This window comes from Pseudomonas sp. 5.2 (genome assembly GCF_059025405.1).
This window is the reverse complement of sequence record NZ_JBYBHH010000006.1, coordinates 91464-106029: the sequence shown is the minus strand read 5'-3', so window position 1 is coordinate 106029 and position 14566 is coordinate 91464. Positions and strand designations below refer to the sequence as shown.

The window sequence follows — 14566 nt, the reverse complement described above, 5'->3', positions numbered from 1 at the left end:
TGTTGGGGCGAAGGTCAGCGGGTGGCGGTATCCAGCAACAACGGGCGACCCGTGGCGGCGGCCTTGGCGGGCTCCATATCGGCGACTGGCTCGGCGGCGACGACTGCATCGCTGCGGCGGGTCGCTGGCAGCAGGAAATAGGCGAGCGCTGGCAACAGCAGCAATGCGCCGACCATGTTCCAGACGAACATGAAGGCCAATAGCACGCCCATGTCGGCCTGGAACTTGATGGGCGAGAAGATCCAGGTGCCGACGCCGATGGCCAGGGTCACGCCAGTGAGCATCACCACCTTGCCGGTGGAGACCAGCGCGCGGTAATAGGCTTCGGAAAGGCTGGCGCCCTGGCGCAGGTGGCCAAGCATGATGCTCATCACATACAGCGCGTAGTCGACGCCAATGCCCACGCCCAAGGCGATCACCGGCAAGGTGGCGACCTTGACGCCGATGCCCAGCCAGACCATCAACGCCTCGCAGAGAATGGAGGTAAGCATCAGCGGAATCACCGCACAGAGGGTGGCGCGCCAGGAGCGGAAGGTGATCAGACACAGCAAGATCACCGCGCCGTAGACCCAGAACAGCATCTCGCGATTGGCTTCCTTGACCACGATGTTGGTAGCGGCCTCGATCCCGGCGTTACCGGCAGCCAACTGGAATTTGACTTCGTCGGTGTCGTTGGCGGCGGCGAAGGCTTCGACGTGCTCCACCAGCCGGGTCAGCGTTTGCGCCTTGTGGTCGGAGAGGTAGACATAGAGCGTGAGCAAGTTGCACGACTCGTTGTACAGCCCGCGCGGCGCGCTGGCAGTGATCATGTTGAGCATCGCCTGGTTGTTCTGCAGTTCGTACCACTTCGGGCTGCCTTCGGAGAGACCCACCAGCATCCGACGGTTGAGCAGCGCCAGCGAGTTGGTCGAGTCCACGCCCGGCAGGCTGCGCAGTTGCCAGTCCAGCTCATCGACCTTGCGCAGGATGTCGTAGCGTGCGCAGGCGCTGTTAGGTGTACGCACCATGATCGCGAAAAGATCGCTGCTGGCCCCGTAACTGCGGGTCATGAAGGCATCGTCCAGGTTGTAGCGCGAGTCGGCGCGCAACTCCGGGGCCCCGGCGTCAAGATCGCCGATGGCCAAGTTCAGGCTGACCAGGAAGCCGAGCACTGCCATCACCAGGCTGACAACCACGCAGACGGCGGCCCAGGGCTTGCGGGTGAACAGGTCAAGGAAGCGCCAGAATGCATGACGCACTTGGCCCCCCTCCTCGGCCCGCTCGCTTCTAAGGCTCAACGCAGCAGCGTTAGGGCTGACGCCGACATAGGAGAGCAGCACCGGAAGCAGGATCAGGTTGGTGAAGATCAGCACGGCCACACCGATGCTGGCGATGATCGCCAGGTCCTGGATCACCTGGATCTGGATAAGCATCAAAACGGCAAAGCCCACGGCGTCGCACAGCAGCGCAGTGAGGCCTGCGAGGAACAGTCGGCGGAAGGTGAAACGCGCAGCCACAACGCGGTGCATGCCGCGGCCGATGTCCTGCATGATGCCGTTCATTTTCTGCGCGCCGTGGCTCATGCCAATGGCGAACACCAGGAACGGCACCAGCACCGAATAGGGGTCCAGTTCGTAGCCCAGCAGGGGCAGCAGGCCAAGCTGCCAGACCACCGCCACCAGCGAGCAGAACACCACCAGCAAGGTACTGCGCACACAACGCGTGTAGCCGTAGAGCACCACCGTGGTGATCAGGATGGCAACAGCGAAGAACAGCAGGATCTGCTCCAGGCCTTCGATCAGGTCACCGACTTTCTTGGCGAAACCGGTGATGTGGATATCGACGCTGTCGCTCTGGTACTTCGCCCGCAGGGTCTCCAACTGATCGGACAACACCCGGTAGTCCAACGGCTTGCCATCGGGCGTGCGCGCCATCAGCGGCACGTAGATGATGCTGGAGCGCTGGTCGAAGGCTACCAATTGACCGATCTCGTTGGACAATTGCACGTTGCGCCGCAGTTCGCCCAGCGATGACGGGCTGCCATCGTATTCATCAGGAATCACCGGGCCGCCGTCCAGGCCCTCTTCGGTCACCGAAACCCAACGGGTGGCAGGCGTCCATAGCGACTTCATGTAGGCGCGGTCAACACCCGGCAACAGGTAGATCTGGTCGCTCAGCGCCTGCAGGGTACGCAGGTAATCGGCGTCGTAGATATCACCGTGGCGGTTGGTGACGGCGATACGCACCGCATTGCCGATGCCGGACAACTCCTTCTGGTTGTCCAGGTAGTTGGCGATGTAGGGGTGCCCGGTGGGGATCATCTTCTCGAAGCTGGCATTGAGCTCCAGGCGGCCCGACTGCCAGCCGAGCAGCACGGTGGTCAGCAGGCACAGCAACAGCACCCAATGGCGGTGATTGAACAGTGCGCGTTCGATCAGCGATCCAGAGCGAGGATCGAAGTTATCGGACGCGGATGACAGGGTTTGGCGAGCGGAATTCATTGACTCACTCCGAAGCGGAAACGGTGGGCTGTGGCAGGCGCGTAAGCCCGGAGAACCCCGCGGCAACGAGGCTGCCATCGGCGGCCTGGACGATGCCTGAGACCGGTTTGCGCAATGATTCGGAGACCGGGGTGAATCCCGAGGGAGCGCTTGCAAACAATCCGCCCGCTTGATTGGCTAGTAACACGCGACCATCGTTTAGAACACGGGCATCACTGAAGGACACCGGCGCCAGGGTCGGCAACGCTTCGGCGCGCTCGGCACCGGGCGCCAGGACAAACGCGTGGCCTTTGAGCCCGCCAATGAGCAGTGCACCGTCGCCGCGCGTTGCCAAGGTGAACAGCGTGCCGGCATAGGGGCTGCTTATCTGTTCGAAGTGTTCACCGTCCAGCGCCCGCGCTAAGTAGCCCTGCTCGCCGGCCAGCACCAAGTCATTACCTTGGTACGCCACGGCATACAGGTGCAGGCCCATTGGGTTGTCGATCTGGCCCATCGCTGAATGCCAGCTAGCGCCGCCGTCGTCGCTGCGCATGGCCAGGCCGTAGGCACCGACCACCAGCACATGCTTCGTGTCACTGGCTGCCAGCGCCAGGAGTGGTTTGTCGGGCCCTTCAGCAAGCAGGCGTTCGGCGGTTTGAACGCGTACTTGCGCCACTTCGTCATCCGCCTGGGTCGACAGCGCGCTTTGCGCTGCCTGCAATTCAAGCTGCGCTGCACGCAGGCCATCGAGCTGAAGTCGCCAGCTTTCGCCACCGTCGCCGGTCCCCAGTACCACACCGCCATGGCCCACGGCCCAGCCGACATTGGCATCGGCAAACTGCACTGCGGTGAGCCCCACCGACACCGGCACGCTGGCTTGACGCCAATGCTCGCCGTTGTCATCGGATAGCAGGATCAGACCGCGTTCACCTACCGCCACCAGGCGCTGGCCCGCCAAGGCCAGGGCAGTGAAAACCCCGCGCTGAGGGTTGGCAACCTTGGCCGCCGGGCTCTGTAGTACGTCGCCGACCACCAGCCCTTGAGCCAGGCAATAAGGCACAAAAGGCATAAGGAGGGCCAACAACAGGCCACTCAACTGACGCAGTGTGTTCATATCTACCTCGATTCTGTCGCAGGAGGGGAAGGCGCTGTGCACCCTCCCCTGAACATCGTCAGCGCACGCCGCGCCCGGCCATTGCGGCAGGTGAGAATTCAGCAGGTTTGTAACGTTCGACCGAGGCGTACTGCTGAGCTTTGCCGGTGTAAACGTTCTGGATGAACCAGGCACCGGACACCAGGTCGTAGAAGCCCGAAGACAACTGGGCCACCGCCGGCAGGTCTGGCATCACCGCAGGCAGCGACCACAGGGTCTTGGCCAACTGGCCATTGGCGTCCCAGCGGTCACCGAGCATGGCTTGCCATGTGTCCTCGTCGAGGTAGTACCGCCCTTTGGGCAACTGGTGACGCTTGCCGGGTGCAAGTTCTGCGTCTACCACCCACACACGATGGAGCTCCCAGCGCACTTGGTCGGGGTTCAGGTGATGTTTGTCGAACAGGTCTTCAGGCTTGCCAGCAGCCTGGACCTTGTTGGTGTTGTAGGGGATGTACATCTCTTGCTTGCCCACCAACTTCCAGTTGAAGCGGTCCAGCCGACCTTGGAACACACTCAGCTCATCGAACGACATCACGCCTGCGGTCGCCGGCGTAGGGGTGTCGCAGCAGGCGTTGGGCAGCTTGCGTACTCGTCGCTGACCGGTCAGGTAGACGTGGGCCTCTGACTTGTCGCCATTGAGGTTGGTACGTCCCATGATTTGTTCGCCTGCCCGCAATGGCGGGCCAACGTTGAGCAGGCGGAACAGCCAATAGTCACCGTCGAAGCTGGCGGCGTTACCATCCTTGTAGTAATACGGCATCTCCTGCACCGCTTTGCCGTCAGTGGTCAGTACTTGGGCGCCATCGGCGGTGATCAGGTAATGCCGGAAATCCATCGCCAGTGACGTGCCGCGCCAGTTGAGGATGTGGTTCCACATCGCCTCTGTGCCGTCTTTCGGGATCGGGAACGGAATACCGCCGTAGGCACCTTCAGGCACAAGGCCTGCACTGCTTTGCACCAGCTTGGCGTGCTTGGCATTGTTCAGGGTGTTGTCGTACACCCATTGCGGAGCTGCAGCGCTGCGCCGGGTTGGATAAACGTCGATGCGATAGGTATCCGGGTAACGCTTGAACATGGCTTTGGTGCCATCGCTGAGTTTGGCCGCGTACTGGTCCATGTTCTTGCTAGTGATGCTGAACAGCGGTTTGTCAGCGGCAAACGGATCGCCGCGCTTGCCACCCTCTTTGAACGCGGGGTCCACCTTGGTGTAGCCGCCGTCCCAGGCCGGAATGCTGCCGTCGGCGTTACCGGCGCGCTCAGCGCCCAGCGGCGTCAGTTGCTTGCCCAGATCATCCGGGCCAGCGGCTTGCACGGGTTGCAAACTGAGCGCGGCAGCGCCGAGCAGGGCCACACAAAAGTGCTTGAGTGAGAAAGGAATGTTCATGCACGCGTCCCCTCAGAATGTTGTTTTGACTGAGAAGGCCAGGTAGTCCCGGTCTTTCAGTGATTGTTTGAACGTAAACTGGCTGGCGGCGTTGAGGTTGGTGTCCTCTGGGCCGTAGTAGTGGGTGTAGGTCAGGCCGAAGGTGACTCGGTCCAGGTAGGTGGCACTCAGGCCGATGTTGAAATCGCCACCGCGGTCCGGGCCGAAGCTGCTGATCACCGCCGATTTGCCCATGGGGAAGTAGCTGACGCCCACTGGCACACTGAGGTCGATGCCAGGGAAAATCTGCCGATATGTCGGGCTGTACACCAGCTTGATGCCAACGCCGTCGTCGGTAGCGCTCGGGTCAAGCGCAGCACGGTTCTTGGTGACACTGAGCAAGCGGTTCCAAGCGATTTCGCCGACCAGGCTTGCCTCATTGGCGATGAACGAGGGGCCCAGCGACGCCAGCATGTTGAGGTTCAGGTGCGCCGTGCGGCCCACGGCATAAAGCGGATGGTCGTCATTGTCGGCAACCATGCCCGGCGTAACGGTCTGGCCGTTGGAAACCAGCGGCATATTCCAGCGCATGGAGGCTTCACCGGCGAAGCTGTACTCATTCAGCGTGGTGGCAAAGCTTGCGCCCAGTGCACGGATCTCTTCGGGATAGACCCAGTAGTATTCGCCGATCTGGCCAGTGGCGAAGTTCGGTCCGGTAGCGCTTGGCTTCAAGTACAGCTTGGGGGATTTGTCGTGGTACTGGATGGCGTAAAGGCCGTACTCAACGGTGTCGGCGGTGTAGCGCAACTGCAGGCCGCCCTGCCCCGAGCTCTTGGCTTCTTTGTCGTTGCCGTGGAAAAAGGCTGCCGGGCTGCCGGGGTTGCCGCCCAGAAATGGCGGGAACGGTGCGCCGACAATCAGTCGCTCGTTACCTTCGCCAATGGTGTCGCTCACCGAAAAATAGCTGCCAGCCCCCGGCAAACGGGTTTCTTCCCATTCGAACTGGTAGTAAGCGCCGACTGACAATGCATCGGTCAGTTGATAGGTGGTCGACAGCTGGCTGACCGGCCGGGTGATTTCCTTGAACTGGGTGTTGGGTACCGACACTGCCTTGACCACGTCTACCGGTGCCATGCCGCCAGCGATACCGTTGGCGCCGAAGAACAGGCTTTCGCCCCAGATCAGCCCGTGGCGGCCCAGACGTACCGAGAGCGCGCGGTCGGCCAGATCACCGTTCCAGTAGACAAAGGCATCCAGTAGCTCGCCGTCGCCGCCGTGCAAGTGGCGGGTATCGTCGGTGAATTCGTCGTAGGCAACCGAACGCTGGTTGGCCCGCGTCGGGTCATTGTTGTCGTTGTCTTTCTGGTATTCAGTATCGAACCAGCCCGCGCCACTGATCCGCGCGCCGTATTCGCGGTAGCCAATGTCCAGTTCAGAGAGTACATCCAGGCGGTTGGAGATCAGGCCCTTGTCAAAGTTGCGGTCGCCATCGTCCTGGTTCAACGCTACCGAGCCGCTGCTGAGCTTGCTGCTTTGGTCCTTCAGGCGCCAGGCAGAGCTGTACTTGAGCGTGTTGTCCCACCGCAGACTGAGGTCAGGGTTGTCGGTCTGCACTTCAAACGCCTGGGCACATGGAAGACCGCAGACCAAGGCAGTGGCGAGCGTCAGAGTGAAAGGCGCACGCCGCGCTGCGGCGATGGAGCGAATAGCCATCGAACGAACCCTCTTTTATTGTTTTTGTTGGCAATTTTCTTTGCCACCACGGCCGGACGAGGCGAACGGGATCGATGCGATCGACCTGCCGAAGTGAAGTCAGCTGGCGGGATAGACCAGACGACGGGAACAGGTTGACCTCAGTGCAGGGCTCTGACTAATCGCTTGTTGGGATGTGACCTATCGGCAATCGCGATACTTGTGGCCAAGCATTGAATGGTGCGGTTGCGATGGTCCGAGGGGGGTATGCCCGCGCAAAGGTGCGAAGGCAGCCTGGAAGGTTGATACCGGAAGGGGGCGCCGGTAGCCGGTAGTGTTATCTCAGGTGCAGCTTGGTCGTCGAACGGCTGAAGATCATGGTCACCACGCTCAGGGGTTCTCTGGATCGTAGTCGTTGACGTGAGAGACCTGGCTGTTCAAGCGTCCAAGCAAGTTGATCAAGGTATCGACTTCGGCTGACGAGAGGCCGCTCAGCAAGCGACGCTCTCGTTCAAGCGCAACCATCAAGACCCGGTTGTACAACTGCACACCGCTCTCGGTAAGCGAAACGGTGTAGCGCCTTCCGTCAGCAGGATCTACTTCCGTACGAACTCGCCCTGCCACCTCCAGCGCCTGTAGAGAGCGGCTAACAGCACTTTTGTCGAGGCCGATCACCTGGCAGATACGATTCGCCGTTATCCCGCTTTCCACTGCCAGCATGGACAGCATCCTCCACTCCACAACGCCAATCCCGAAGTGTTTTCGATAGCACTGCGAAGCCCCTGAGGAGAGTTTGTTCGACAAAAAATTCAGCAGCGCGGGCACATAGCGGGCGAGGTCTAGCTGGGGGGCTGTGGACATAGAGAGCACACCTTCAATTGGCCTTGGAGAAAATTAGTTGACACCGCAACCAATTGATCCGAGGATTTACTCAACCGATAGCTGGGGCCAGCCCAGCATGATATGCCGTCACCGTACCTCACAAAAATAATTATCAGGTAATGCCATGAACACCCGTCACCTAGTCACTTCCCGCGTGCCTGGCTGCAAGCCAGAGCTGCCGCCCTTCGCGCCAGGCTGACCTCCTCCCGGTCGATCTTTTACCTGTGAATTTTCAGTAGCCGCTTGAATGTGGAGGGATGAGTCATGTTTGAAGTCAACGTCAGCCGCAAGGCAATCGAAGCAGAAGGTGTTTGCAGCTTTGAATTGAGCCCCTTGGATGGCGGATCACTTCCGCCCTTTGAAGCCGGTGCCCACATTGACGTTCATGTACCAGGCGGGTTCATTCGCCAGTACTCGCTGTGCAATGACCCACGAGAGCGTAATCGCTATCTCATCAGTGTTCTGAGGGAGCCTAGCTCCCGCGGCGGCTCGCAGGCAATGCACTCAGCTGTAGAGCAAGGTCAAACGCTGACGATCAGTGCGCCACGCAATCTGTTCAAGCTCGACCACCGCGCAAAGCGCCACCTGCTGTTTGCCGGGGGCATTGGTATTACCCCGATCCTGGCCATGGCTTATGAGCTTTCGCATCGCAGCCTGGAGTTCGAGCTTCATTACTGCTTCCGCTCCAGCGACCGCGCAGCATTCGTTAACGCACTTGCTCATGCGCCGTTCGCGGACCGCATCACTTTCCATGATGACAGCGGCGTGCAGCAGCAAAAACTGAATGCCGCCGCCATTCTCGATAGGGTCGATCAAGGTTGCCATCTGTATGTGTGCGGCCCCACAGGCTTCATGAACCACATTCTGGAAACCGGCGAGGCGGCCGGCTGGCCGCAAGCGCGCATGCATCGGGAGTTCTTTACGGGCCAGGTCAGTGACCAGGGTTCGAACACGCCCTTCGATGTAGTGCTCGCCAGGAGCGGTAGAACCTTTGAAATTCCAGTCGACCGCAGCGTATTCGAGGTGTTGGACGACGCGGGAATTGAAGTTCAAACATCCTGCGAACAAGGCGTGTGTGGGACATGCGTGACACGCGTGCTGGAGGGTATCCCGGATCACAGGGATCAATTCATGACCGCCGATGAACACGCCAGGAATGATTGCTTCACGCCGTGCTGCTCCCGGGCAAAGTCACCTCGACTCGTACTTGACCTCTGATCTCTAACCAACACATTCACTGCAACGGAGACTCCTATGACTGCCTCTCCCCTTCAGTCACTCGCCCAGGATATTGCACCCCCCAAGCCTTCCACATTCCCGCTCAATCAATGGTATGTGGCTGCATTGGGCTGGGAACTCAAGGATCGTCCCGTGGGCCGAACCTTGCTGAACACATCAGTCGTGATGTTCCGCACCGCGGATGGCAAGGTGGCGGCACTCGAAGACCGATGCTGTCACAGGGCACTACCGCTGTCTGATGGAACACTTGAAGCCAGCGGACTTCGCTGCGGCTATCACGGTCTCTTGTTCAATGAAGCCGGTAAATGCATTGAGGTCCCCGGCCAGGAAAAAATACCTAGCAAAGCAAAAGTGGCAGCCTTTCACGTGGTTGAAAAAGACCAGATCGTTTGGATCTGGTTTGGCAGCCCCGAACACCCAGAGCCTATCGATGAACCTCCTGCCTACGATGTTCACACGAATGGGCATTATCTTTTTGAGGGTGACGTGTATCACTACGACGCGCCCTATCAGCTCATACACGACAACTTGATGGATCTAAGCCATTTGGGCTATGTCCACCTACGCACCATTGGCGGCAACGCCAGCGTTCACATGAATGCCCAGATGACGGTAGAAAGTGACGACCATTCGGTTCGCGTTGTTCGACACATGCCTGACTCCGTCCCACCTCCGACCTATATCGCCGCCTACCCATTCAAGGGCACTGTCGATCGCTGGCAGGAAATTGAGTTTCATATCAGCCACTTGCGTATTTGGACCGGCGCTGTAGATGCCGGAACCGAGCCCCTGGACAATCCGCAGCGGGGCGGCTTCCACATGCGCGGCTTCCACGGCGTGACCCCGGAAACCGAAACCACTAGCCATTACTTCTGGACCATCGCCACCAACCCGGAAAGCAATCACGAAGAAGTCAAAGCGAAAGTAGTTGAGCAAACCATAATGACATTTGATGAGGACAAAGTTGTTATCGAATCTCAATACAAGAACATGTGTCGATTCGGTGAACGGCAGATGATTGATATTCATGTTGACGTCGGTGCCAACAGGGCCCGCCGGATCATAGAAAGGCTCTGTCACTCAACCCGCTGAATGCCCAGTGCGTTTATATCGTGCGGGTATCAGGCTACGGGGGCGAGCGGGATCGCCCCCATCACCACCTGCTGCAGGTCAGTCGATATTGAGGCCCATCCAGTCACTCAGTTTTGGGGTTGCACTTGAGCACACCATTGCCTCAGTAGCTCGGCAAAAACGGTCGCCGCCTCTGATAATGGCCGGTCTGTCGGGGACGTCAATCCTATCGGAGCACGAAGCAGTGTGCTGCTGAACGGCAATTGCTGAACTAACCCCATGCGCATATCCAGATCGACCACCCCCCGCTGAACAAACCACACCCCATCGAAATCTTGCACATACACTCGCGAGAATGTCTCGCTCAGAGATTCCTGTATTTGAAATCCCTCAACCCCGCCCTTGGATAATAGAAAATTGTCGACGCTGATCCGCACCAAGGTCCCGTGCGGCGAAACGACGAGCGTGTAGGGGCGCAGATCTTCCAAACCAAGATGACGCTGCCGGGTCAATGGGTGGCCACTGCGTACCACAAGCACCAGATCCTCTTCGTAGAGTGCTTCAAACACCACACCTACCATGTCCCGTCCGATCAAGCGGCCCACGATCAAGTCGAGTTCACGCGTTCTCAGCTTGCCCACCAGGTAATCGTAAATACCGGAAGCGACCTGCACCTGAATATGGGGGTATCGCTGACGCATCTGCTCTACGACAGGTGCAAGCATGTAACCAGCAGCAGTCGGTAACGCACCCACTTTCAAAACCTGGGGTGCTTGGGGCACGTCTTTCACTTCCTCCATGGCCAGCCGGAAGTTGGCCATGGTCTGAGTGGCATGCTTGCTGAACGCCTCGCCCGCTTGCGTCAGTTGTACCCCTTTTCGCCCACGCACCAGCAACTGGGCGTCCAGTTCCTGCTCAAGCTCCTTGATGCTTTTGGATACCGCCGACAGCGTGATGTGAAGAAGCTTGGCAGCCGTCACAAGGCTGCCAGAGCTAACGACTGCGAGGAACACCCTGAAATGACGAAGACTGATGGGTGATGGCTTCATTCAACACCTCTGTTTATCAACCCACAGGTTAACCAAAGGTGGCTTTTATATCAATTTAATGAACCAGCTGTTTGATTTAGCATCCAGCCACCCCACCACCTCGGGGTGTGATTAAGGTGCTGTATATGACACAACAAAAAACGCCGCGTTTAGGCGTCTCCAGCGCTTCGCTGCCTACGCTTTCCCCCGAACACCTTGTCGAGCACTTAGCGCGGGAAGGCTACCAAGGTGTGGAATGGCGGGTGGCAAACGTCGATAACCTGGATGCTGGGCGCCCATGGGACGCGCGAAGCAATAACCGCTGTACCGTGCCTCCGACTCATCAGGCTATTGATCGCATTTACCGTCACTGCCAGTCGCACGGCCTCGAGATTTTTGGGCTAAGCCCTTACCTGGCTGTCGGGGACATTGAAAATGCGCGTCTCCTCATCGACCTGGCCGCTCAAGCAGGTCAAGCCCGACTTCGACTCTGGGGCCCTGGCTACGAGAATCAGCGTTATGCCGCCGGCTATTCGACTATGCGCCGCTTCCTCGATGACATTGTCCCGCTCGCCGAAAAAGCAGGTATTCAGCTCGCGCTTGAAGTCCACCAACGAACCATCTGCTCTAGCCCTTCGCTTGCGATGCGAATCGCTGAGCACTATCCGGCGCAGCAGCTGGGCATCATTTACGACCTTGGCAACCTCGCAATCGAGGGGCGAGAGGACGTGCAGCTGTCGCTGGATCTGATGGGCGATTACCTCGCTCACGTGCAAGTTAAAAATGTGGCGTACGTTCCGCAGGCCCCTGGCGAGGGCTGGCGCTGGGAATGGTGCCCGCCGGATGAGGGGGTGCTACCGCTTCAATCCATGCTGAAAACGCTCCGAAAAAACGGTTTCGACGACTGGATCTCAATTGAGGATTTTGACTCGAGCCACACCGACGTATCGAAGCTGTCCCGGAACCGGGATCTTGTGCGTCGCTACATGAATATGACCACCGTCGCTTGCGAAACAAGCCCTGAGGTACCGTGCCCATGAATACAACACATGAAAATCGCCGCGTTGCACTCGTCACCGGCGCCGCTGGAGAACTGGGGCGGGCAATCTGCATTCGCTTGGCCAAAGATGGAATGCACATTGCGGCCGTTGATATCGATTTGGAAGCGACTCAGGGCTTCTTGAAACAGCTTCAACTGGCGCCCGACCAATGTGCCGTTGCAGTCCAGGCTGATCTTGGCATCCCCGCGTCGATCCGTGAAATGGTCGAGCAGGTGGGTCAGCAGTTTGGTCGCATCGACGTTGTGGTTAACAACGCTGCCGTTAACCACCGAGGTTCTATCTACGACTTCGACGTCGCGAAGTGGGATCACATGATGGCTGTAAACCTCCGCGCTCCGGCGTTGATTTGCCAGCACGTCGCCCCCTACTGGCAGCGACAAGCAAGTGGTCGAGTAATCAACATGGTGTCGCGATGCTGGGTAGCGGGCGGCCCTCCTGCCTATGTGGCGTGCAAGGCTGGCTTGGTGGGCCTGACACGATCGATGGCTCGAGAACTAGCCGACTACAACGTCACCGTAAATGCCATTGCGCCAGGCCTCTTACCCTCCGCATTCACACTGGATGGACGTGATGCAGAGAGCTTTGAGCGAATGGCGCAGGGGTCTATCAGCAATACACCACTGAAGCGTCTGGCCACGCCAGAGGATATTGCTGGAACGACTTCTTATTTGGCGTCTGGGGACGCCGGATTCGTAACCGCCGAAGTCATTCATGTCTGCGGCGGTAGCCAGCTGGCACCATTTGGCAGCCGCTGAGTTTTCTTGAAAAAACAATTACAAGAAAGGTGTCACCATGCATTCAGATGCCACAAACCACCGGCGCATGGCCCGCAGAGCTGCATTCGGCAGCTTCCTGGGTAGCGTCGTCGAGTACTACGACTTCTTCATTTACGGCTCTGCCGCAGCCTTGGTTTTCAGCACCCTCTTCTTCCCCTCCAATGATCCTATGGCGGGTACGCTTGCTGCGCTTGCCACCTTCGGCGTTGGCTACATAGCGCGCCCAATCGGCGCATTGGTTTGCGGTCACCTGGGCGACAAGTGGGGCCGAAAGCAAGTATTGATGATGACGCTGCTGCTGATGGGTCTCGCAACATTCACCATCGGCCTTCTGCCAACTTACGCGACAGTGGGTGCGTGGGCACCAGCGCTGTTGGTTTTATGCCGTTTGCTTCAAGGGTTTTCTGCAGGTGGAGAACAGGTGGGGGCCAGCTTGCTGACCATGGAGCATGCTCCGGGTAAAAGTAAAGGGTTCTACACAAGCTGGTTGATCAATGGCGCCTCCATGGGGTCGATCCTCGCCACCTCAGTGTTCATCCCACTCTCCATGTTGAGTGAAGAGCAGCTTCTGAGCTGGGGATGGCGCATTCCGTTCTTGCTCAGCGCAGTAATGGTCGTGATCACGTGGATTATCCGTCGCGGCGTTGAAGAAAGTCCCGAGTTCAAAGCAAGTAAACCTGCCAGTGACCTTCCGCCTGTCGTCGACCTCCTGCGCAACGAACGTCGCGCATTCTTTACTGTATTTTGCTGCGCATTGATCTGTTCGGTTTCCTCCCTTGTGATGATATTTGGCCTCTCCTGGGCCACCAATAACCAAGGGATCGATCGGCCCTCAATGCTTACCGCGATTGCAGCCAGTCAGGCGGTAGCGTTGGTGTGTCAGCCCTTGTTCGGGCTGTTGGGTGACCGAATTGGGCGCAAGACAATCTTCACGGTGGGCGCATTCGCTTGCAGTGCAGGGGTATTCTTCTTCCTGTGGTCAATCACCACTGGAAGCATTGGTCTGATCATCTTCAGCACTGTTGTACTCAAATCTTTGCTTTACAGCGCCCCTAATGCCCTGTGGCCTTCGTTCTATGCAGAGATGTTCAGCATCCGTGTGCGCTATACCGGTGTCGGCTTAGCCACCCAGCTGAGCTTCATCGTTGCCGGTTTCTCACCTAGTCTGTGCTACGCACTCATGTCCAACGGTAGCGATTGGGTCCCGGTCGCGTGCTTCATTGGTGGCCTCGCCTTGATAGCGGCAATCGCAGCCCTGTCATCCAGGCCTGCCGCCCTTGCCGCTTCGGCTCCAACTCACAACCTGCAAGCGCAATCACAGCATTGACCCAGAGGTGCTGGCCTACTCGCACTAGAAGTCCACCCTACCCCGACCCGCCTTGACCGTACTCCGCCTGGCTTTTCCTTCGAGGCGGCGGGTCTTCGAGCCGAGGGTCGGCTTGGTGGGGCGGCGTTTCTTCTCGGTCTTGCCGGCACTGATGATCAACTCGGCAAGACGCGCCAGTGCGTCAGCACGGTTCTGCTCCTGGGTGCGATACTGCTGGCCCTTGATGATCAACACGCCGTCACCGGTGATGCGGCTGTCACGCAGCGCCAGCAGCCGCTCCTTATAGAACTCGGGCAACGATGAGGCACGGATGTCGAAGCGCAGGTGCACGGCGCTGGACACCTTGTTGACATTCTGGCCACCCGCGCCTTGCGCGCGGATGTATGTCAGTTCGATTTCGGCATCCGGCAGATGCACGTTATTGGAGATGGTCAGCATGATATGGCCCTTGTCATTGCCCCTATTATCACCGCCTGCGCCGCTTACCCCTAGAACAACACATAATTTTTGGATCA

Annotated in this window: 12 protein-coding genes; 5 read left to right on the top strand and 7 right to left on the bottom strand. The window is 58.7% G+C overall.

Features of this window, described 5'->3' with window-relative positions; genetic code table 11:
* Positions 1–14: 14 nt before the first annotated feature.
* From AC5PZ0_RS11395 to AC5PZ0_RS11375, 5 genes are all read right to left on the bottom strand, one after another.
* Entirely contained in the window at positions 15–2480 is a 2466-nt protein-coding gene (locus tag AC5PZ0_RS11395; protein WP_493854964.1) for an efflux RND transporter permease subunit, read from the bottom strand.
* A 4-nt stretch (positions 2481–2484) separates the two neighbouring features.
* The gene (locus AC5PZ0_RS11390) at positions 2485–3573 is read right to left on the bottom strand and encodes a WD40/YVTN/BNR-like repeat-containing protein (RefSeq protein WP_493854963.1); all 1089 of its coding nucleotides are present in this window, start codon (positions 3571–3573) and stop codon (positions 2485–2487) included.
* A gap of 58 nt (positions 3574–3631) precedes the next feature.
* Positions 3632–4996, bottom strand: coding sequence for a DUF1329 domain-containing protein (locus AC5PZ0_RS11385; protein ID WP_238214138.1), 1365 nt, complete (start codon positions 4994–4996; stop codon positions 3632–3634).
* A gap of 12 nt (positions 4997–5008) precedes the next feature.
* Positions 5009–6688 (bottom strand): DUF1302 domain-containing protein, encoded by a 1680-nt coding sequence (locus AC5PZ0_RS11380; RefSeq protein ID WP_186678471.1) that lies wholly within the window; start codon positions 6686–6688, stop codon positions 5009–5011.
* A 369-nt stretch (positions 6689–7057) separates the two neighbouring features.
* Positions 7058–7528, bottom strand: a complete 471-nt coding sequence (locus AC5PZ0_RS11375; protein ID WP_027593298.1) for a MarR family winged helix-turn-helix transcriptional regulator — start codon at positions 7526–7528, stop codon at positions 7058–7060.
* A gap of 285 nt (positions 7529–7813) precedes the next feature.
* Between AC5PZ0_RS11375 and AC5PZ0_RS11370 the strand changes: the two genes are divergently transcribed.
* A complete protein-coding gene (locus AC5PZ0_RS11370) occupies positions 7814–8767 on the top strand; it encodes a PDR/VanB family oxidoreductase (protein WP_493854962.1) in 954 nt (317 codons plus the stop codon).
* Positions 8768–8803: 36 nt separating this feature from the next.
* Positions 8804–9880, top strand: coding sequence for a Rieske 2Fe-2S domain-containing protein (locus AC5PZ0_RS11365; protein ID WP_493854961.1), 1077 nt, complete (start codon positions 8804–8806; stop codon positions 9878–9880).
* A 107-nt stretch (positions 9881–9987) separates the two neighbouring features.
* Here the strand turns inward: AC5PZ0_RS11365 and AC5PZ0_RS11360 are convergent, their stop codons facing one another.
* Positions 9988–10908: a LysR substrate-binding domain-containing protein gene (locus AC5PZ0_RS11360; RefSeq protein ID WP_493854960.1), complete on the bottom strand. Its 921-nt coding sequence runs from the start codon at positions 10906–10908 to the stop codon at positions 9988–9990.
* A gap of 125 nt (positions 10909–11033) precedes the next feature.
* Between AC5PZ0_RS11360 and AC5PZ0_RS11355 the strand changes: the two genes are divergently transcribed.
* From AC5PZ0_RS11355 to AC5PZ0_RS11345, 3 genes are read left to right on the top strand one after another with little or no spacing between them, the layout of a single operon-like run.
* Positions 11034–11927: a sugar phosphate isomerase/epimerase family protein gene (locus AC5PZ0_RS11355; RefSeq protein ID WP_225935634.1), complete on the top strand. Its 894-nt coding sequence runs from the start codon at positions 11034–11036 to the stop codon at positions 11925–11927.
* Positions 11924–12703 (top strand): SDR family NAD(P)-dependent oxidoreductase, encoded by a 780-nt coding sequence (locus tag AC5PZ0_RS11350; protein ID WP_412764916.1) that lies wholly within the window; start codon positions 11924–11926, stop codon positions 12701–12703. Before AC5PZ0_RS11355 ends, AC5PZ0_RS11350 begins: the two co-directional genes overlap by 4 nt.
* Before the next feature lie 37 nt (positions 12704–12740).
* Positions 12741–14051 (top strand): MFS transporter, encoded by a 1311-nt coding sequence (locus AC5PZ0_RS11345; protein ID WP_493854959.1) that lies wholly within the window; start codon positions 12741–12743, stop codon positions 14049–14051.
* 24 nt (positions 14052–14075) lie between these two features.
* Here the strand turns inward: AC5PZ0_RS11345 and arfB are convergent, their stop codons facing one another.
* On the bottom strand, positions 14076–14489 hold the full coding sequence (arfB, locus tag AC5PZ0_RS11340; protein ID WP_085272877.1) for an alternative ribosome rescue aminoacyl-tRNA hydrolase ArfB: 414 nt from the start codon (positions 14487–14489) through the stop codon (positions 14076–14078).
* Positions 14490–14566: the final 77 nt, after the last annotated feature.